Annotated in this window: 22 protein-coding genes; 17 read left to right on the top strand and 5 right to left on the bottom strand. The window is 36.2% G+C overall.

The window, feature by feature from the left end; translation table 11 throughout:
• Nucleotides 1-36: 36 nt before the first annotated feature.
• Both AC0KUU_RS08810 and AC0KUU_RS08805 read left to right on the top strand, forming a co-directional pair.
• Nucleotides 37-729 (top strand): HNH endonuclease, encoded by a 693-nt coding sequence (locus tag AC0KUU_RS08810; RefSeq protein ID WP_052500355.1) that lies wholly within the window; start codon nt 37-39, stop codon nt 727-729.
• 51 nt (nt 730-780) lie between these two features.
• Complete coding sequence (locus tag AC0KUU_RS08805; protein ID WP_043982415.1) at nt 781-975, top strand: hypothetical protein; 195 nt, start codon at nt 781-783, stop codon at nt 973-975.
• Between the two features lie 53 nt (nt 976-1,028).
• On the opposite strand, the gene AC0KUU_RS08800 is transcribed toward AC0KUU_RS08805, so the two are convergent.
• Nucleotides 1,029-1,271, bottom strand: a complete 243-nt coding sequence (locus AC0KUU_RS08800) for a hypothetical protein (protein ID WP_043982416.1) — start codon at nt 1,269-1,271, stop codon at nt 1,029-1,031.
• Nucleotides 1,272-1,774: 503 nt separating this feature from the next.
• Here AC0KUU_RS08800 and AC0KUU_RS08795 point away from each other — a divergent pair.
• Both AC0KUU_RS08795 and AC0KUU_RS08790 read left to right on the top strand, forming a co-directional pair.
• Nucleotides 1,775-2,668 (top strand): helix-turn-helix domain-containing protein, encoded by an 894-nt coding sequence (locus AC0KUU_RS08795; RefSeq protein ID WP_013083112.1) that lies wholly within the window; start codon nt 1,775-1,777, stop codon nt 2,666-2,668.
• Nucleotides 2,669-2,711: 43 nt separating this feature from the next.
• Entirely contained in the window at nt 2,712-2,957 is a 246-nt protein-coding gene (locus AC0KUU_RS08790) for a hypothetical protein (RefSeq protein WP_043982417.1), read from the top strand.
• Nucleotides 2,958-3,037: 80 nt separating this feature from the next.
• On the opposite strand, the gene AC0KUU_RS08785 is transcribed toward AC0KUU_RS08790, so the two are convergent.
• Nucleotides 3,038-3,571 (bottom strand): PIN domain-containing protein, encoded by a 534-nt coding sequence (locus tag AC0KUU_RS08785; RefSeq protein WP_043982419.1) that lies wholly within the window; start codon nt 3,569-3,571, stop codon nt 3,038-3,040.
• A 7-nt stretch (nt 3,572-3,578) separates the two neighbouring features.
• The gene (locus tag AC0KUU_RS08780) at nt 3,579-3,935 is read right to left on the bottom strand and encodes a hypothetical protein (protein ID WP_043982420.1); all 357 of its coding nucleotides are present in this window, start codon (nt 3,933-3,935) and stop codon (nt 3,579-3,581) included.
• A gap of 236 nt (nt 3,936-4,171) precedes the next feature.
• On the opposite strand from AC0KUU_RS08780, the gene AC0KUU_RS08775 reads away from it, so the two are divergent.
• Nucleotides 4,172-4,732, top strand: coding sequence for a maltose acetyltransferase domain-containing protein (locus AC0KUU_RS08775; RefSeq protein ID WP_043982422.1), 561 nt, complete (start codon nt 4,172-4,174; stop codon nt 4,730-4,732).
• A 246-nt stretch (nt 4,733-4,978) separates the two neighbouring features.
• Complete coding sequence (locus AC0KUU_RS08770) at nt 4,979-5,956, top strand: ring-cleaving dioxygenase (RefSeq protein ID WP_016764075.1); 978 nt, start codon at nt 4,979-4,981, stop codon at nt 5,954-5,956.
• Between the two features lie 149 nt (nt 5,957-6,105).
• On the opposite strand, the gene AC0KUU_RS08765 is transcribed toward AC0KUU_RS08770, so the two are convergent.
• Nucleotides 6,106-6,612 carry a PCYCGC motif-containing (lipo)protein gene (locus AC0KUU_RS08765; protein WP_013083117.1) on the bottom strand — a complete coding sequence of 169 codons (507 nt, stop codon included), beginning with the start codon at nt 6,610-6,612 and terminating at the stop codon, nt 6,106-6,108.
• A 234-nt stretch (nt 6,613-6,846) separates the two neighbouring features.
• On the opposite strand from AC0KUU_RS08765, the gene AC0KUU_RS08760 reads away from it, so the two are divergent.
• From AC0KUU_RS08760 to AC0KUU_RS08745, 4 genes are all read left to right on the top strand, one after another.
• Nucleotides 6,847-7,698, top strand: coding sequence for an STAS domain-containing protein (locus tag AC0KUU_RS08760; RefSeq protein WP_043982424.1), 852 nt, complete (start codon nt 6,847-6,849; stop codon nt 7,696-7,698).
• Nucleotides 7,699-7,990: 292 nt separating this feature from the next.
• A complete protein-coding gene (locus AC0KUU_RS08755) occupies nt 7,991-8,188 on the top strand; it encodes a DUF3311 domain-containing protein (protein ID WP_013083119.1) in 198 nt (65 codons plus the stop codon).
• Nucleotides 8,188-9,681: a sodium:solute symporter family protein gene (locus AC0KUU_RS08750; RefSeq protein ID WP_043982425.1), complete on the top strand. Its 1,494-nt coding sequence runs from the start codon at nt 8,188-8,190 to the stop codon at nt 9,679-9,681. The genes AC0KUU_RS08755 and AC0KUU_RS08750 overlap by 1 nt, the downstream gene beginning before the upstream one ends.
• A 226-nt stretch (nt 9,682-9,907) precedes the next feature.
• Complete coding sequence (locus AC0KUU_RS08745) at nt 9,908-10,075, top strand: Fur-regulated basic protein FbpA (RefSeq protein ID WP_013057013.1); 168 nt, start codon at nt 9,908-9,910, stop codon at nt 10,073-10,075.
• A gap of 236 nt (nt 10,076-10,311) precedes the next feature.
• Here the strand turns inward: AC0KUU_RS08745 and AC0KUU_RS08740 are convergent, their stop codons facing one another.
• The gene (locus AC0KUU_RS08740; protein WP_043982427.1) at nt 10,312-10,905 is read right to left on the bottom strand and encodes an exonuclease domain-containing protein; all 594 of its coding nucleotides are present in this window, start codon (nt 10,903-10,905) and stop codon (nt 10,312-10,314) included.
• Nucleotides 10,906-11,138: 233 nt separating this feature from the next.
• Here AC0KUU_RS08740 and AC0KUU_RS08735 point away from each other — a divergent pair, with 233 nt between their 5' ends.
• The 7 genes from AC0KUU_RS08735 (at nt 11,139) to AC0KUU_RS08705 (ending at nt 19,667) form a co-directional block, all read left to right on the top strand.
• Nucleotides 11,139-11,435 carry a hypothetical protein gene (locus AC0KUU_RS08735; protein ID WP_013057017.1) on the top strand — a complete coding sequence of 99 codons (297 nt, stop codon included), beginning with the start codon at nt 11,139-11,141 and terminating at the stop codon, nt 11,433-11,435.
• Between the two features lie 382 nt (nt 11,436-11,817).
• Nucleotides 11,818-14,169 (top strand): immune inhibitor A domain-containing protein, encoded by a 2,352-nt coding sequence (locus AC0KUU_RS08730; RefSeq protein ID WP_322552047.1) that lies wholly within the window; start codon nt 11,818-11,820, stop codon nt 14,167-14,169.
• Nucleotides 14,170-14,392: 223 nt separating this feature from the next.
• Nucleotides 14,393-15,772 (top strand): class II fumarate hydratase, encoded by a 1,380-nt coding sequence (fumC, locus tag AC0KUU_RS08725; protein ID WP_043982430.1) that lies wholly within the window; start codon nt 14,393-14,395, stop codon nt 15,770-15,772.
• A gap of 181 nt (nt 15,773-15,953) precedes the next feature.
• A complete protein-coding gene (locus AC0KUU_RS08720; protein ID WP_043982432.1) occupies nt 15,954-16,193 on the top strand; it encodes a hypothetical protein in 240 nt (79 codons plus the stop codon).
• Nucleotides 16,194-16,219: 26 nt separating this feature from the next.
• Nucleotides 16,220-17,116: a GH25 family lysozyme gene (locus AC0KUU_RS08715; protein WP_043982434.1), complete on the top strand. Its 897-nt coding sequence runs from the start codon at nt 16,220-16,222 to the stop codon at nt 17,114-17,116.
• A 61-nt stretch (nt 17,117-17,177) separates the two neighbouring features.
• Nucleotides 17,178-17,444 (top strand): hypothetical protein, encoded by a 267-nt coding sequence (locus tag AC0KUU_RS08710; RefSeq protein WP_014460133.1) that lies wholly within the window; start codon nt 17,178-17,180, stop codon nt 17,442-17,444.
• A gap of 135 nt (nt 17,445-17,579) precedes the next feature.
• Nucleotides 17,580-19,667, top strand: a complete 2,088-nt coding sequence (locus AC0KUU_RS08705) for a PAS domain S-box protein (RefSeq protein ID WP_043982435.1) — start codon at nt 17,580-17,582, stop codon at nt 19,665-19,667.
• The last annotated feature ends 1 nt before the right edge of the window (nt 19,668 follow it).

The following is a 19,668-nucleotide window of genomic DNA, read 5'->3' as shown; positions in this document are numbered from 1 at the left end:
TAATAAAAGGAAGAGGAAGGGTGATTAAAACACATCGTGCCTCGCAAGAGTCCTAAGATATGTAACACGGAGGAATGTAGAAAATTAACTTATGATACATATTGTGATAAGTGTAGGAAAGATACTCATCGAGAGTATAAAGAACAGCGAATAGATAAGAAAGAACAAGCCTTTTATTCTAGTATTTCATGGATTAAATTACGCAATAGGAAGAAGAGGTTAAACCCTTTATGCAAGGTCTGTCTTGAAGAAGGCAGGCTTACTCCTGTTGAAATAGTCCATCACCTTATAGAAGTGAAAGAGGATTGGAGTAAACGTTTATCAATAGACAATCTACAATTAGTATGTAAAGCACATCATCATAAAATTCACTTTGAAGTAGATGGTACTAAGTACACGAAGATTAAGAAGGTAAGAGAACATATGAGAGAAAGCAATGTTACTATTGTTAATGGGGCGGTAGGTAGTGGTAAAACTACTTATGTAAAAGAACATATGGAACATGGCGATCTAATATTAGATGTAGATTATTTATGGATGGCAGTAACAGTGGTGGATATGTATGATAAGCCACAACACTTAACGGATATAGTATTAGCTATGCGTAATGAAGCATGTAGAGTATTGCAGAGTAAGATGGATAAAGATATACGAGCATGGATTATTACTACTGCTAAAGATGTAGAGGAACTAAAGCGTATGTTTAATGCTACATTATTGAAAATATGATGATGGATTATATCAATCATAGAGTAAAAGAGGAAAAAGGGTGTAAGAGTAATGAAAAAGAAAAAGGAGTATAAGATTACAATGGAAGTCGTTCCATCAAAAAGAAAACGCACTTTAGAAGAACAAGAAGAGATTAGAAAGAAGTGTGTAAGTCTATATGTAGATGCCATAATAGATAAACTGATACTTGAGGGAAAGATTGACTTAAGCAAATTTATTGGTGAAAACAATGAAGAGGAAGAGTAATCTCAACAATTGTAAATAATGTGCAAGACTTCAAAACCTTGCACATTATTATTTTACTCCACATCATAAGAACTGGAAGCATCATCTGCTAAATTTTTAACTTCTTGACCTAGTGGTCTTCCGCCACACCGCTCTTCAAAAGTAACCTGTCGGTTAGATAAAATACGAGATAAACCTTCAGATGTCTCACTTTGAGGATCATTGCAAATGTCTTCCCCTAGTCGACTAGCAGTTTGATAATATTGTAGTACTTGAGAGTTATTTTCTAAAAGTGCATCTACGGTAAAGATTGTCATTAAATTTCCTCCTTCTGGATATATAGTTTTTTTAGTATACATTAAAATAATATAGGTAAAAAGAAATTTATTTTAAGTCAGAGAAAGAAATTTGAAGCAAAAACATATGAAAAAATAACAAAAAAATCCTTTTTTATGATAATATGTACTTATTAAGGGGCTGTTTGTTGTGGAAGAGCAATTGAAATCAAAGGAGATTAACATAGAAGTTAAACTTGAGCTTCTAAAGATATGTAATAACGTAATGAATAATACTTGCACCCCTAATGAATTAATCAAGGACTTAGAAAAATTAGTTAGTTGAATTAATTTATCAATTCAAGGTGATATTTTATAAAGGTTAAGTGGGTTAGGTGTGACGTCAATATAATTAGAAGAATTTTTATTGGAATTTTTTTCTTATTTCTATTGATAAAAAAACTATCTAAATGTACAATAGGCTTACAATATTATAACGGAACGTTGTTTTAACGGGGTTTGTACGTTTTAAGTAAGGTGATTTTTTGAATGATAAAAAACAAGTAGGTCAGCTGATTCAAGATCTGCGAAAGATTGCGGAAATGACAACTGTCGAGTTATCAGAAGGAATTTGTACTGAAGAAGAGCTACATCGATTTGAACAAGGTGAAATTCATGCAAGCAGTGAAGTTCTCTATCATTTATCGAAACGCTTAGGGGTTCCGATGAATTATTTCTTTGAAGCAGGAGAGCTAACGCCCAACGATTATTCAAAAGAAATTAAATCGACCATTAGGCATTATATACGAAAACGCGATTATGAAACCGTGTTACATATGGTGAACAAAGAAAAAGATAATCCTATGTTTCAAGATCCTTTTCATGCACAATTTTTCCTATGGCACGAAGCCATATGTGATTATTATATTGGAAATAAATTTGAACAAGCGCTTCGTAAATTGGAAAAAGCTATTGCGTTCACGCGTACGAGCGAACAGTTTTATTCAGAAAAAGAGATTGCTATTTTAAATAGTATTGCCATTATTTATGAAGAAGAAGGTCATTTAAAAAAAGCGTTCAGTACGTTTATGGAAGGGTTGCAGCATATTGCTTTGCTTCCTAAGTTAAAAGATCCTCTTGTTAAAATTCGAATTTTATATGGATTATCGCGTGCGCTTTTGCAAATGGAACGTTATGAAAAATCGGTTAAATATGCACAAGCAGGACTAGAGCTGTGTATTCAGCATGAGACGCTTTATTTATTAGGAGAACTGCACTATCAAATTGGAGAAGCACTCTGTCAGCTTGGTGAGCTTAAAGAAGGAATAGCCTACCTAGAAAAAGCTATTACTGTTTTTGAAATTGAACAAAATGAAGCTTTTGTGACCATTATTCAAGAAGAGATGTCTAAATATCAAGAAACAAAAAAGAAGAGCTGATCGCTCTTCTTTTTTTATCTCCAATACACTGGGTGTGGGTAAAATGGACGAGGACGAGGGTAAAAGTAAGGGGGGTGGTAATAAATGGGGCGAGGATAAGGGTAAGGATAAAATGGCCGAGGGCGAGGATATGGATAATAACCATAAGGGAATCTTTCGTCAGCTTCTTGGGGATTTGAATAATAATCATAGCCATATTGATACTCTTCTAAAGGTTGTTCCGGGTAATATTGATAATTCACTCTTTTCACCGCCTAAGTTTTTATGCTTTTTACTGTATTCATTATAGAAAGAATTGGAGTATGTACCCGTCAAACTTTTAATTTGAAAAAGGGGGGAGACGAGGATTATTTTGAAAATAAAAGCAAATTAGCTTTCCTTCTCGTTTTCTTGTAAGTTATCAGCATCGGGAAGGGTGGGATGTTCAAAGCTTTTAATAAAAGAAGCATAAGCAATCGTATCTTTAATAGGATTTACATAAGATAATGGTTGACCTCGATAGCTGAAATTAAATGTAATCCAAGCAAAATCTTTATTATTGTTAGAAATCAGTTTTGCATTATGTATAAAAGCAGATGCGGCAATCATCGCATCTGGGCCTTTAATTTTTTTATTGGATTCTATTTTAGCTTTTCTGCGAATTTGAGCTGCTAGCTGCGCAATTTCACTTGTAACGTCCACAATCTTATCTGTCATATCGTAAATATAATGATTTTTTACTGCTTTGACTTGAGGATTTGTTTCTACTTCCCAATGCGACAGAAGTTCCATTTGTACAACGGTAGGCATTAAAAATTCCGCATTATTTGAAATAAGTTCATTAATATATTCTACAACTTCTGGATAATTAAGCGCATGTGAAGCCCAAATGTTTGTATCAATGATTACTTTTTCACCCAACACAAATCGTTCACTCCTCTCTACTAGCCATTCGTACCAGCTCTTCTAACCCAAAAGGTGAGTAAAGAGCCGCAGATTCTGAAAGCTCATTGCTTAATAGAAGCTTTTCATATTTAGTTAATCTAGTTTTTGCAGATTTTATGAGCTTTTCTTGTGTGTCATTTAATGTTTTATCTTTTTTATCGTACGTGCGTAGAACTTTATTTTGAGGTTTGTATTTAAGATTTTTCTTCTGCATAGGGGTTGAGGGAGGTAATTGCGGCGAGGGTTGCGTATAAATTTTCCCATTTATTTTTAGGTTAAAGTGCTTCTGAACTTCCTTGCTGTATGTTCCTTTTTGGTTATCTACCAAGCGCTGTGCTTTCATGATATCCCTGCCTTTTATATAAATTTATATAGTATATGTGATGAAGTTTTCTCTTACTATTCCTTTTATATAAAAAGATTAAAAAATTAGCTTCCGGGAGTTATTAAATTAACTAATGTTTGCCTGGGGGGGTTATAATCTCAGCGAATACCGGACAAAGGTTTAAAAACATGATATCGTGTAAGAGAATAAATCAGTATCGGTTAGAGAAGGAACTACAAAAAAGGGGATGCAAAATGAAAACAGAAAAACAAAAAATGCTGGATGGAGAATTATACCTTTCCGCTGATCCGCAATTAATAAAAGAACGTGAAAACGCTCGAAGATTAACAAGGCTTTATAACCAAACAACAGAAAGGGAAGAAGAAAGACGTACAAACTTATTAAAAGAACTGTTTGGGTCTACGGGAAATTCTCTTTGCATAGAGCCTACTTTCCGCTGTGACTACGGTTCTAACATTCATGTTGGAGAAAATTTTTATGCTAACTTTGATTGCGTACTTTTAGATGTATGTGAAATAAGAATAGGAGATAATTGTTTTCTTGCACCAGGTGTACATATCTATACAGCAACTCATCCTTTGCATGCTCTTGAAAGAATTTCAGGAGCTGAGTTTGGAAAACGCGTAGAAATAGGAAATAACGTCTGGATTGGGGGGAGAGCCGTTATTAATCCTGGAGTGAAAATAGGCAACAATGCGGTAATTGCTTCGGGTGCCGTTGTGACAAAAAATGTTCCTGATAACGTGGTAGTCGGAGGCAATCCTGCAATTATAATCAAGCATATTGAAAATTAAAGAATAAACAAAGAGCTTTTGAATTGTAAAAGCTCTTTGTTTATACGATGTTTTATTGCCGATTTGGCTCGTCCTCATTTATAATGTTTTGGTTAAATGTAAAAATATACATATTTCCTTCCGAGATCATCCATACTTTATTGACAAAGGAAAATTAATCATGGTATATTATCTTTAATTAAAGATATTCAAATTAAAGATAAATAATAAATGATAAACTAGACGATTTATCCGGAGGAATGTAGAATGAACCACTTAAAAGGAATACACCACGTAACGGCTATTACAAGCAGTGCAGAAAAGAATTATGAATTTTTCACATATGTGTTAGGCATGCGCTTAGTTAAAAAAACGGTCAATCAAGATGATATTCAAACGTATCATTTGTTTTTTGCAGATGATAAAGGCAGCGCCGGAACGGACATGACCTTTTTTGATTTTCCAGGTATTCCAAAAGGTTTTCACGGAACAAATGAAATTTCAAAAACATCTTTCCGCGTTCCAAATGATGCGGCTTTAGACTATTGGGTAAAGCGCTTTGATCGCTTAGAAGTAAATCATACGGGGATTCAAGAGCTATTTGGGAAAAAGACGCTTTCGTTTGTTGATTTTGATGATCAGCAGTATCAGTTAATTTCCGATGAAGGAAATCAAGGAGTTGAATCAGGCACTCCTTGGCAAAAAGGCCCTGTCCCTCTTCAATACGCTATTACAGGACTTGGTCCTATCTTTATTCGTATTGCCGAGTTTAATTACTTTAAAGAAATGATGGAAAAAGTCCTTTTATTTAAAGAGATTGCTCAAGAAGGAGACCTTCACCTATTCGAAGTAGGAGAAGGAGGAAACGGTGCGCAAGTAGTAGTAGAACACAATGAAAAACTTCCGCAGGCTCAGCAAGGTTTTGGAACTGTTCATCACGTTGCTTTTCGCGTAGAAAATCGACAAGCTCTTGAAGAGTGGATTAATCGAATGCCAAGCTTCGGTTTCCATACGTCTGGTTATGTGAATCGTCACTTCTTTGAATCGTTGTATGCAAGAGTGGCTCCGCAAATTTTATTTGAATTTGCGACAGATGGACCAGGATTTATGGGAGATGAACCTTACGAAACGCTCGGAGAAAAATTATCACTGCCTCCTTTTTTAGAGCCAAAACGTGCAGAAATTGAGAAGCTCGTGCGTCCGATTGATACAGTAAGAAGTACAAAAGAGTTTGTGAAAGAATAATACACAAAAACACTCAAATAGCTATTTGAGTGTTTTTTGCTTTTTCAAAGATGAATCAGCTTTCAAAACGCTAAAAAAGAATGTGTTTTTGATATCTTCTCCTTATATATATACCTATCGCGAATGTTTGCTTAAAAACTGCCAATGTCCTACAAGGAAGGAGTAGGAGTGGGTTGTGCATAGCCTTCTTTATATTTTTCATCGATGTCTTTGCGGATATCTTTTATTGATTTGCCTCGGTTATAGTCGAGCATAGCTTTAGCTGCAATTTCTATACACAATCCGCACTTTGTTCCATGATCATCCCAGACAACTGCTCCGTTTCTTTTGTTTTTAAAAATAAAGCAGTCATAGCTGTTTTTGTGATTCGCTTCCATGCCACATCCGCAGTAGCAAGGGATTTTTTCAAGTAGTTCACGATTTTTAGCAACGGATAGATAAACTAGTTTCATATCTTTAGGCTGGTTCTTCAAAAACTGTGGCAAAACATCTGCTCCCGGAGTCTCTTCGCGAATATCAGCAACTGCAGCTTTGTGATGTTCATGACCTGAATGTGCAGAAGAGTTTGTGGCAGAAGAAGTTGTTGTATTGTTTGAACAAGCGGATAATCCAATACTTGTAGCGAGAATCCCCAACAAAATAATTGATTTTTTCAATACAATTAACATCCTTTCATGTGAAAATAAATGATAGCTGCATTATACACGGCAGTTTATCTATGTAGATAATCAAACACCTGCTTGTTTATATCTAATTCTCTATAAGTATGCAAAGCGGTTATCGTGTATGATAGAGATGGACGAGGAAAAAATATGAAGCATGGATTTATCATAAGGTGCGTTTTGCAAGTAAGTGGACAGAAGGAGAAAGTGAACGGAGGTTAAACAGTAGTGAGTGAACAAAATCAACGACTTTTTGAATATATTTTAGAAAATTCAGCCTCTATCAGTGAAGAATGGCTGCGTCAAAGAAGTAATATTAAAGGATCGATTTACTCAAAGGACGCAGATGCTTCAGTTGAGAAAAAGCTGCGTGAGCAGCATCTTTATACGATTGAAACAATTGCGAGCGGCTTTCTTGACGATCAAAAGATTTTTAAACAACGTATGGTGAAATGGACGACGGAAGTAGTAAACAGCAGAATTAAATTTGATACGCCGATTTACGAAGTAGTAGAAGCGCTAAGCAAAACAAGAAAAATTATTTGGACGTATGTCAAAACATATAGTCTGATACATTCATCTATTACAAAAGAAGATATACTGTCTTGGAGCGAAGTTTATCATACAACATTTGATAAACTCCTTAATGAATTCTCCGAACAGTATTATAAAATCACAAGGCAAAAAATAAGTCTTCAGCAAGAGCTAATCGACGAAACGAGTTTTCCTGTCATTCCAATTGTAGATCACATCGCGGTCTTGCCTTTAGTAGGGCTTATTGATGAAATCAAAGGTGATTCTATTATCGAGGTTGTTCCAAAAAAGTGTGCAGAAAAACATATAAGGCATCTAGTCATTGACTTATCGGGTGTAAATTATGTAGATACGTATGTTGCTCACAAATTTTTTGATTTGATTAACATTTTGCAGCTGCTAGGCATCCATGCGATTATGTCAGGAGTGAGTCCTGACATGGCTCAGACGGCTGTTAATGTAGGAATTAGTTTTAATAAAATTGAAACGTTTGGACATTTAAAACAAGCTCTCTCTTCGCTTGGTGTAAAGAAAAAAGAAGAATAAAGTATAGAAATGCTAAATCGAAACGGAACTGAGACCTTTACTCTGAGTTCCGTTTCTTTTTGTTTGTCTATATTCTGCTGTATTCAAAATCTTGTAAGCATGCCTTACAAACTCCTTTTCACATGGGGACAAATGGAAGATACTAAGGAACAAATAAACGGCGGTTTTCTATGCCAAACGTCTCGTTTAGCTCAAGAATGGAGGTGTAAAGAGAAGAATAAGAGAAGTACATAATGAGATAGTTAAAGTGTTAGATAAGTACTGATAAGCCGTGTGATTAAGGAGGAGTTCTATGAAAATAATTTATCTTCTTTGCTTGCTTCCATTTGTAGGAATATTAGGTTTATTGCCTTTTGTTAACAAAGTAACGCCGTTTATTTTAGGGATGCCTTTTTTTCTCTTTTGGATTGTTATGTGGGTAATCCTTACGTCTTTTATTATGGGCATTGTGTACAAGCTCGATCCTGCTGTTAAAGGAGGAGATAAATAATGAATACTGCTCTGATTATTATTTTTGGTTTTTTACTTTTAGCTATTTATCTTGGAATTCGAGCTACGCGGGGCAAAAAAATGGATTTAGAACAGTGGAGCGTAGGCGGCAGAGGTTTTGGAACTGTTTTTGTCTTCTTTTTGATGGCGGGTGAAATCTATACTACTTTTACGTTTCTAGGAGGAAGCGCTTGGGCATATGGAAAAGGAGGGCCAGCGTTTTATATTTTAGCCTATATTTCTTTAGCGTACGTGTTAGGGTATTGGATTGGCCCGCAAATATGGAGATATGCGAAGCAGCATAAGCTTATGTCTCAGCCGGATTTTTTTGTTTCAAAATACAACAGCCCGTTTCTCGGCATCGTTGTTTCATGCGCAGGGGTGCTGGCAATTGTTCCTTATATTATTTTACAGTTCAAAGGCTTAGGTATTATTGTATCTGAAGCTTCTTATGGGTCTATCTCTTCAACCGCAGCCATTTGGATTGGAGCCATATCATTAACGGTTTACTTAATGATATCAGGCATACATGGCTCCGCGTGGACGGCTATTGTTAAAGATATTATGATTTTTATTGTTGTCTTATTTTTAGGAATATATATGCCGATTCATTACTACGGAGGCTTACAGCCGATGTTTGAAGCTGTGCATCAAGCAAATCCAACGTTTCTTACTCTTCCCAAGACAGGTCTAAGTATTTCGTGGTTTATTTCTACAGTCATGCTGACCGTATTAGGATTTTACATGTGGCCGCATACGTTTAATGCAACGTATTCAGCTGAAAACGAGAATGTATTTCGAAAGAATTCTATTATAAGTCCTATTTATACGTTAATGCTGCTTTTTGTCTTTTTTGTAGGGTTTACTGCTCTTATGCAGGTACCTGGACTACAAGGTGCAGAAGCGGACTTGTCACTGCTTCGTCTTTCCATTCAAACATTTGACCCGTGGATTGTCGGCTTTATTGGCGCAGCCGGTTTATTAACAGCACTTGTACCTGGATCGATGCTTTTGATGGCAGCTTCTACGTCATTATCCAAAAACGTTTATGGCGTTCTTGTTCCTTCAGCGACGGGCAAACAAATTTCGATACTGGCTAAATGCTTTGTACCGGTCATTGCGCTTGTTTCAGTCTATTTTACACTTCATGGAGGGAATACGATTGTAACGCTTTTACTAATGGGCTACAGCATTGTGACGCAGCTGTTTCCTACTTTTATTTTTAGTTTAATGAAAAACAATATCGTGACTAAATACGGGGCATGTGCAGGTATTGTTGCCGGCATTGCGTCTGTGATGTATATAACGATTACTGAAACAACGCTTGGCACGTTGTTTCCTGCGTTGCCACAAATCATTAAAGATACAAATGTCGGCGTTATTTCTTTATTTATTAATTTAGTTGTATTAATGGTGGTCAGTTTAGCAACGAAAAAAATCGCCGCACAGCCGCATTTTAAAAGCGGGACAGTAGATGAAAAACAAATTTTGTGAAAATCTTTTTCCAATTGCGTTTTAAGAACACCATGAAGGGTATAAAAGTAGTGCATCACCAAAATGTTCAATATGGCTGCAAGACATAAGCAGCCTTCTCGATAAAATGTAACGATTGCGTTGTTTTTAAACATAGGTAACGAGTGTGAAAAGCAACAAGACGTATGCCACAAGCGGTGTACGTCTTTTCTATGAAAGATATTCACTTAAAAAAGGAGATGATAACATGACATCTGAAAAAGCATTTGAGCAAAAGAAAGATCTTTTAATGAATCAAATTATTGAATCGGGTTACTTTAAAGCAGAAGACGGGAGACATTTGTACGAATTGAATTTAAGTGAACTAGAACAAACGCATCACGATCTTCAAAATCAAAAAATAAGAGAAGTATAATTAAAATATTCCAGATTATTAGAAATTCAGCTGATTTCGTATATGTGTGTAAATACCAGCTGTTCAGTTTGTTCCTCCGCGGCTTTTTTTGCTTGAAAGCAGGCACTTTTCTTTTTCTTCCGGTGCGTTTACAGCCTCGCCGTTTCCAATCATACTCCTCAAACATATAACTCAACACTTAAGAAATATGCAAATAAAAACAAAAAAAGCGCAGAAGCTGCGCTTTTTTTGTTGAGTTAAAAACGAGTGGAGGCCGCTGTTTTTTTAGGTTTGCTCATTGTTTTTTTTAATACTTCAGAAAAATAGGGCTCTCCGCTAGGATTTTGCCGCCTGAGCAAGTCAATGGTTCCTTTCACGTCATCCATAGCTCTGTGAGCGTGCTCTCTCTCAATATTATGATGATCAAGGAGCGTTGTTAGTTTTTTATTAGGAAAGCCGTACTCTTTCCATTTGACAGCACGCATAGAGCAGTGCCATTTTTGGTTAAATAAAGATGGATACCGTTTTAAAAGAAAACTGCGATCGAAAGAAGCATTATGAGCGATGATAGCCGAAACGCTAGTTAACAGCGATTCCACTTTTTTATCGTCTAATGTTTTATTTTTGACCATCTCATTTGTAATTCCCGTTAAGTTTGTAATATACGGGAAAATGGGAGTTGAAGGCATATTAAATTCTTCATATTCTTCTACAATGTCGATTATTTCTCCGGTAGAAGAATCATAAGAAACAACAGCAATTGCTAGTTCGATAATATCGCATGTTTGAGCACTTAAGCCCGTTGTTTCAACGTCTAAAACGGCTGCTAATTTCACTTGTTCAGTTGACAACTCGTCGCCCTCCCTTTCTATTTATCATTCTATTAGCTTATCATTTTTCAACAGAAAACGTTAGTAAAAAAGATGAGGGAGCACGTAGATGGATTTATTTTATACGCCCACGAGGAAAAGGAATTCACTTTTTTAAAGGAGATGACGATAGGAAAGGAGAATAGTAATATTTACTCATCTAAATTAAGTCTTCATTGAAAATAATGAAATGAAGGAAGAAGGGGATCGTTATCATGCAATTGCTGTATATGGTACTTTTTCTTGTCTTAATTTTTTGGGGAATTACATCTTTTATTCATTACAGGAATCAAACTATTAAAGTTCGTTTGAACAAGCATTATACGAATGCAGTAGAATGGATCGAAGCTGTTAAACAAGAGCTGGAAAAGCAAGGGAAATCCGTGAGTTATGAAGGGGATTTCTTGTTTAAAATTGATGAAAAACCTTATGAAATCGCAGCGCGCAATATGTCTATTTGGAGCATGTCGCTCTATCATATCTTGCTGCAGCGTCAAAAAGAACATTCTTAAAAGTTACTTGCATACAGAGATTATCACTTCTCGTCTATTGGGAAGTGATTTTTTTATCTTTCTGTATCCATAATGGGGAATTTTTTGTTTTTATATAATAGTAATACGGAAAAGATAGTTCTAATTCCCTAAAAAAATACGCTTCATATATTTTTAGTTTTGGTTATCGATTTGGCATGGAATTTGCATACGTAAGAAGGGTTTATCAGACATTTTAATTGTCAGGCAAAGAAAACTAGTTACATACTATAAAACTATTTTACATTATCTACTAGAATCAAAAAATTTTAATAATATAGTAAAATGTAGTTGACCTTCCTAGTTTTAGAATATAAAATAAATCTTGCTAATAGTTTGAAAATTCTAAAATGGAGGGGTTTACTTGAAAAGCTGGAAAAAGATTTTGGGGACATCTTTTCTTGCCACAACTGTTACATTAAGCGGAGTGGGGCCAGTACTTATGAATGGAAGTACGGCTTCAGCTAAAACCGCACAATCGGAGGAACTTCCGAGTTCACCAATTGATATGAATACAGTACCGGAAGAAAGATTGGCTAACGCACTGAAAAACCAAGGAGTTATTTCTCAAAGTGCAACACCGCAAGAAGTGAAGAAAGCCGTTACTTCTTACATAAACAAAAAAGATGCACATAAAGAGAGCATGAAGGGACATAAGGCTAGCAAAATTGATTTGAAAGCGAAAGAAATGCAAACAAAACAAAAAGAAAAGTTTCAACGAGGCGAATTTGCTAATATTAAGTCTCAAGGAAACAATTCGGGGAACGGGGTAAACGTTAAACCTGCAGCTCAGGCCAAATATAACGGACAAGTGAGAAAAGATAAAGTTCTTGTTCTTTTAGTCGAATACGCAGACTTTAAGCATAACAATGTCGTTCAAGAACCTGGTTACATGTATGCAAAAGATTTTAACCGAAATCACTATCAGCAATTAATGTTTGGAAAGAAAGACTTTACGCTATTTAACGGTAAGAAAATTAAAACGTTTAAGCAATATTATGAAGAACAGTCTGGAGGCAGTTACACAGTAGATGGAACGGTTTCTGACTGGTTAACTGTCCCTGGAAACGCAAAAGAATACGGAGCAGACAATCCAGTGGGAGGAAACGATAATGCGCCTGGATCTAAAGGACCTCGTAATCTTGTAAAAGAAGCGCTTGCTGCAGCAGCAAAAAGCGGCATTAACCTTTCAGATTATGATCAGTTCGATCAATATGATATCGATGGAGACGGCAACCGCAACGAGCCTGACGGCATAGTGGACCACTTAATGGTCATTCATGCTGGAACTGGGCAAGAAGCAGGTGGAGGTAAACTAGAAAACGATGCTATTTGGTCTCATCGCTCTACTTTGGGACAAGTGTATAAAGTTCCTGGAACAAATATGGCTGCTTATGATTATACAATTGAACCAGAAGACGGAGCAGTTGGCGTTTTTGCTCATGAATTTGGCCATGATTTAGGTTTGCCGGATGAGTATGATACACAGTATACAGGTCAAGGTGAGCCGGTAGGCGTTTGGTCAATTATGAGCGGAGGGAGCTGGGCTGGTGAAGTAGCTGGAACAGAACCGACAAGTTTCTCCCCGCAAAATAAAGAGTTTTTCCAAGCAAATATGGGTGGAAACTGGGCAAATATTCAACAAATCGACAGCAAAAACATTACAAAATCAGGCTCTGTGAGCGTGGTTGATCAAAGCGTGACAAAATCCAAACGACCGGGTATTGTAAAGATTAATTTACCTAAAAAAGCTGTTCAAGGGATTAAGCCTGAGTTTGGAAGCAACTACTACTACAGTAAACGCGGAGACGATCTGCATACGACAATGACGACGCCAGAGTTTGATTTAACAGCGGCCAAAACAGCGACGTTTAATTATAAAGCGTTCTATGAAGTAGAGGCAGAATACGATTATTTATATGTAAATGCGATTCTTCCTGACGGTTCAAAAGTTCTGTTAGATACAATTGGTGATAAAGCGAATAATGCAGACGGTTCTGCTGAAACTTCCGGCGGAAAATGGGAAGATAAAAGCTATGACTTAACGCAGTTTAAAGGTAAAAAAATCAAGCTTCAATTTGAATATGTAACGGACGGAGGACTTGCTCTTCAAGGATTTGCACTTGATAATGCAAGTTTAGTAGTAAATGGAAAAACGGTATTTACGGACGATGCTGAAGGAGCGCCAAAAGTAACGTTAGATGGATTTGAAAAGACAAACGGCATCAGCTATAAAGATAACTATTATTACCTTGAGTGGAGAAACTATGCAGGCAGCGATAAAGCACTTCAATTCGCGCGCGGTGCAAAATATAATACAGGCATGCTGCTTTGGTACGCAGATGAAAGCTATCTTGATAACTGGGTAGGACAACATCCGGGTGAAGGATTCCTTGGTGTGGTTGATTCCCATGCTCATAAAGTTCTTTACTTTAATGTGAATGGGATTAGCACGACAGCAAATTCAAGCCGATATCAAATTGCAGACGCGGCGTTCTCATTTGATAAATCACCTGCTTGGTCATATTCTCATAAAACGTGGGGAACTATTTCATCTAAAGAATCAAATGGAGTTACAAGCTTCAATGACAAAAAATCGTATTTAGATGAAAGAATTAAAGATGCAGGCCGCTTGCTTCCTCAAAACGGATTAAAATTAGACGTAATTGGTGAAGCAAAAGACAATTCAGCTGGTGCTGTATGGATTCATAAGTAAAATTAGACGTATTAAAAAAAGATCCGAAGAGCGTACTCTTCGGATCTTTTTTTATGTTAGAAAATCAAAATAAACTATGAGCTAAATAATCAAAGTGTTTAATGCCGTTTAAAAAATAAAATAAAGGGAATTTTCAACAGTGAATAATTGTTATTATGTCATGAAATTCATCCATATAATCAATACTAATAGGTAAAGAAAATATTGAAAAGGAGTTCTAACTATGAGCTATCGTATCGAAAGAGATTCAATTGGAGAAATCAAAGTGGCAGAAGATAAACTATGGGGAGCGCAAACGCAAAGAAGTAAAGAAAATTTTCCAATAGGAATTGAAAAAATGCCGATTGAAGTAATACGCGCTTTTGCGGTTTTGAAGAAAAGTGCGGCTATTAGTAATCATAAACTAGGCAAACTATCAGCAGGGAAATCGGAAGCCATCGTACAAGCTGCTAACGAAATTATTGAAGGGAAATGGAATGAACATTTTCCTTTAGTAGTATGGCAGACAGGAAGCGGAACGCAATCAAACATGAATGTAAATGAAGTGATTTCCCGCCGAGGAAACCAGCTAATAAATGGCAACGAAACGCTTCATCCAAATGATGATGTGAATATGTCACAAAGCTCTAACGATACTTTTCCTACAGCTCTTCATATTGCAGCTGTACTAGAAGTGGAAGATCAATTATTGCCTGCTCTAAAAACATTAAAAGAAACGTTCGCTGCGAAGCAAGAGCAGTTTAAAGATATTATTAAAATAGGCAGAACCCATTTACAAGATGCTACACCGCTAACACTAGGACAAGAAATTAGCGGATGGCATCATATGCTTGAAAAGAATGAAGAAATGATTAAACAAAGCGTAGAGTATATGAAGGAGCTAGCTATTGGCGGTACAGCTGTTGGGACGGGGATAAATGCACATCCTGACTTCGGCGATGAAGTAGCGAAAGAAATCAGCAGCACGCTTGGAAAAACATTTGTCTCAGCACCTAATAAATTTCATGCATTAACAAGTCACGATCAAGTGGTTTATGCCCACGGTGCACTCAAAGCATTAGCAGCTGACTTAATGAAAATCGCCAATGACGTGCGCTGGCTGGCAAGCGGTCCTCGGAGCGGGCTAGGCGAAATTACGATTCCTGCTAACGAACCAGGAAGTTCTATTATGCCTGGAAAAGTAAATCCAACTCAAAGTGAAGCTCTAACAATGGTTTCTGCACAAGTGCTTGGGAATGACGTGACGATTGGCATTGCGGCTAGTCAAGGAAACTTTGAATTAAATGTATTTAAGCCGGTTATTATTTATAATTTTTTACAATCAGTTAGATTGCTGACAGATTCCATGCAGGCTTTTAACGATAAATGCGCAGTAGGAATTGAACCCAACAAAGAAAAGATTCAGCATAATCTAGAAAATTCTCTTATGCTTGTAACAGCATTAAATCCGCACATAGGTTATGAAAATGCGGCTAAAATCGCCAAACTGGCTCATCAAGAAGGAACGACATTAAAAGAAGCAGCGGTCAAAACAGGCCTTCTGACAGAAGAACAATTTGAACAATGGGTAAATCCCGCTAATATGATTCATCCATCAAAATAAAAAAAGAAGCCAAGCATTCTGAGCTGCTTGGCTTCTTTTTAATAAATATTAATAAAATAAACATTGTTCTAAATAAACACATAAAAAGAAATTGCGGATTAAAAGAATTTTCACACTGCCTTATACTAGATTCAACTACATACGATTAGGGTATTTACATTTCTATAAAGGAGGGATTCAAGTGACGTACGAAGTGAAGTTTTATTTTGGAAATGAAAAATCAATCGGTACATTGGTTGAATCAGAAAATGTAAAAGAGCTTGAGGAATCTATTATTCATACGCAAGGATGGTATCGTTATTATGACAAAAAACATGAAGCTTATTTAGCTATTCAAATGAGCAATGTTTTACACATCGTTATAAAAGAATACCGGGATCCGGAAAAAACAGGGGTTTTGAAAGATTCGTCGTATACATAAAAAAGCTAGCAAAAGAGGTGAAAACTATGCAAAGGCGACATTCAAATAATCCTATTATTCTCGACGTTTCTCATCATCAAGGAATCATTAATTGGAAAGAAATAAAAAACACCTCAGTAAAAGGGGTGTATATAAAGTTAACAGAAGGCGGAACTTTTGTAGACCCTAGATCCTATGAAAATTATATAGGTGCCAAAAATGCGGGCTTGAGAGTAGGGTTTTATCATTATGCTCACTGTACAAATAGCCCGGAGAAAGAAGCTGCTTTTTTTATTGCTCAGCTTGGACAAATGAAACTAGACCTTCCGCCGTGTTTGGATCTAGAAGAAGATAAAAAAAAATCTAAAGAATTTGTTTCTGACTTTGCCGTAAGCTGGCTCGAGCATGTTCACAAAACAACAGGAATTAAGCCTATCGTATATACAAATTATCATTTTGCTAAAACTTTTTTCACAAACGAAATAAGTAAGTATCCTTTGTGGGTAGCAAGATATAGTGCGGCCAACAGACAAGGCGGTATGCAGCACCCTGGTGAGCTAAGTCAGTGGCAGCGATGGGCCATGTTTCAGTATACGGATTCTGGCAGAGTAAAAGGAATTTCTACAAATGTGGATATAAATGAAATGGACTGCTCATTTTTTAAAGAAGTCACAACAAATCTCTCTATGACGAATAATAAAAAAGGACCCTTTGTGTATTCCAAAGGTGATAGAGGGTTAGGAGTCAAACAAATTCAGCAAAACTTACTTGCGCTAGGTTTTTCTCTTCCGAAGTTTGGAGCAGACGGCTTCTATGGAGATGAATTAATCGCTGCAATGAAAAAATTCCAGAATCGGTATGGACTTTTTTCAGATGGAATAGCAGGAGCGGACACACTGCCGCGTCTTGTTAAAGAAGTGAATAATCTGAATAATCTGGTTTGAGAGATTACCTGAGGGGGAAAAGTTACTGTAAGATTCAAAAAGGTACAAGGAAGGAGCTATTATGAGAAAAAGAAAACAAAAAGCATTGATATCAGGTATTACGCTATCAACGGTAGGAGTCGGCATTACGTCTTATATATTAAGCGATGCTGCGAAACGACGGAAAGTAAAAGGACTTGTTCGAAGTGCCAAAGTAAAACTTTCAAGTTTATCTAAAAAACAGCAGGTAAATGCTAGCCTAAATAAAGATGCGCATTCAGATCCTACGTACGTTTCTGAAAGCAATATGATTTCAGAAGGACCTATGTATCAAGATCAGCATAGATAATAAAAAAACTAGTCTTGCCTCGGGCGAGACTAGTTTTTTTATTAATTTTATAAATAGCAGCGCTTATTCATGTTACACTCTCTATATAAGGGAATTATTTTACGCATATTTACAAGTAAAGGAGGAATAGAAGGAGTGATTAGTAGCGGATTATTTGTTAACTTATGTATTTTTTCGTTTTTTGTCAGTATTATGATTGCGATAAGAATATTTTTGTTACAGCGTCTAGCCCATAAATACAAATGGATGAGTGGTATTTATGCAAGTATTGTTTCTGCTATTCTTATGGTATATAGCGTTACGTATCAACAAATTACATATGATTTACGTTTCCTTCCTCTTATTTTGACCGTTCTGTACTTTGGTTATAGAGCCGGTGCAGTTGCAGGTATCACTATGGCCGTGTGCAGTATCTATTTAGAAAGTCATTGGTTACTGACTATCTTAATTTTAATTTTTACCTTTTTGTTTTCCCTTCCTCTTATTCGATATAGAAAGCAGTTTTCTTTATTAAAACAATCTCTTCTTTGTTTCTTTATTCATTTTATCGTTCATGTCTTACTGACAAATTACTTCTGGAATACACCTATTCAGTCGCCGTTTTATAGCGAAATAGAATATTTAGTGTTCGGGATTCTCGGACTGGGAGTAGCTGTAGCGACGATAGAATTTTATCGTAAATTTTACGCTGTAGCAGAAGAAGCTGCTTATGCTGGATCAGATTCATGTAAGGATGAAGAAGATTCTTTTTTTGTCAGAATAATGAAAAAAGAACTAGAATATACGAAAGAACAGCTGGAGTCTTTTATTAATCATCACATGGATGCGGTTATTATAACTGATTTAGAAGGGCGAATCTTGCGAGTTAATGAAGCTTATGAAAAAGTATATGGCTGGAAATCCCATGAAGTCATTGGGAAAAAATATTACGATATAGCAGGAGCTTTTAGTGAGGATGTACATGAGAATATAAAAAAGACTGTTGCTGAAAAAGAGGCAATCAATCGAGTAGAAGTTGTAAGAGCTCGTAAAGATGGAAGTTTAGTAGACCTTCGCATCACCATTTCTCCAATTTTTAATGGGAAAGATGAGTTGGTAGGTTTGTCTGGAGTATGCGTGGATATATCTGAAGCTAAAAAAGCAAAGGAAGAGCTTGACTTGCTGCATCGTAGGCTTAAAGAAAGTGAGTTGAAATATCGCACGTTATTTGAGTACGCAAACGACGCAATTTATTTACTTGAAATAGGATCGGATCATTTTCCTTCTCGTTTTGTTGAAGTAAATGAAGCTGGATGTAAGCGCTTTGGATATACGAGAGAAGAGCTTTTATCCATGCCTTGCCACGATATTATACCTAGAGATTCTGACATTGTTCAAAAAACAGTCGAAGAAATTCGCAACGGAAATCTTTCTTTTACGCTGCAATCACAGTTTACGTTTAAGTCCGGCGAAATAAAAAAACTAGAATATAGTGGAAAGTTGTTCAATATAGAAAACAAAAAAGTGCTTCTTATTGTTTCAAGAGACAGAACAGAGTACTTAAAAACAGAAGAGCTGCTGCAGAAATCTGAGAAATTAGCAGCGGTCGGGCAGCTTGCTACAGCTATTGCTCATGAAATTAGAAATCCTTTAACAGCCATCAAAGGGTTTATGCAGTTATTAACTGAAAAAGCGAGTAAAGAAGAGTTAACCTATATGAACATTATATCCTCTGAAATTGAGCGTATTGAAATGATTACTGAGGAATTCATGTCTGTGGCAAAACCACAGGCCGTAACATTTCAGTCGATTGATTTGCAGCTGTTAATTCAACAAGTGATTTTATTGCTGCAGCCTCAAGCAACCATGAAAAACATCTTTATTGAACTTAACTCATATGGAGAAATGCCTTTTGTATATTGTGAAAGCAATCAAATGAAACAGGTGTTCATAAACATTCTTAAGAATGCGATTGAAGCAATGCCTTCCGGAGGAGAAATTAAAGTTGAGCTGAGAAAAAAGGACAACAATCATATTCATATTCAAATTATTGATGAAGGTGTAGGAATTTCAAAAGAACGCATCAAACATTTAGGTGAACCATTTTACAGTATTAAAGAAGACGGAATCGGGTTAGGGTTAATGATCTGCTTTAATATTATCCAACAACATAAAGGAACTCTTAGTATTGAAAGTGAAGTAAACAAAGGGACGAGTGTAGAAATTTGTTTACCGTTAGAATAAA

The sequence above is a fragment of the Priestia sp. ST2 genome (genome assembly GCF_055810735.1).
This window is presented reverse-complemented; position numbering and strand designations above follow the sequence as displayed.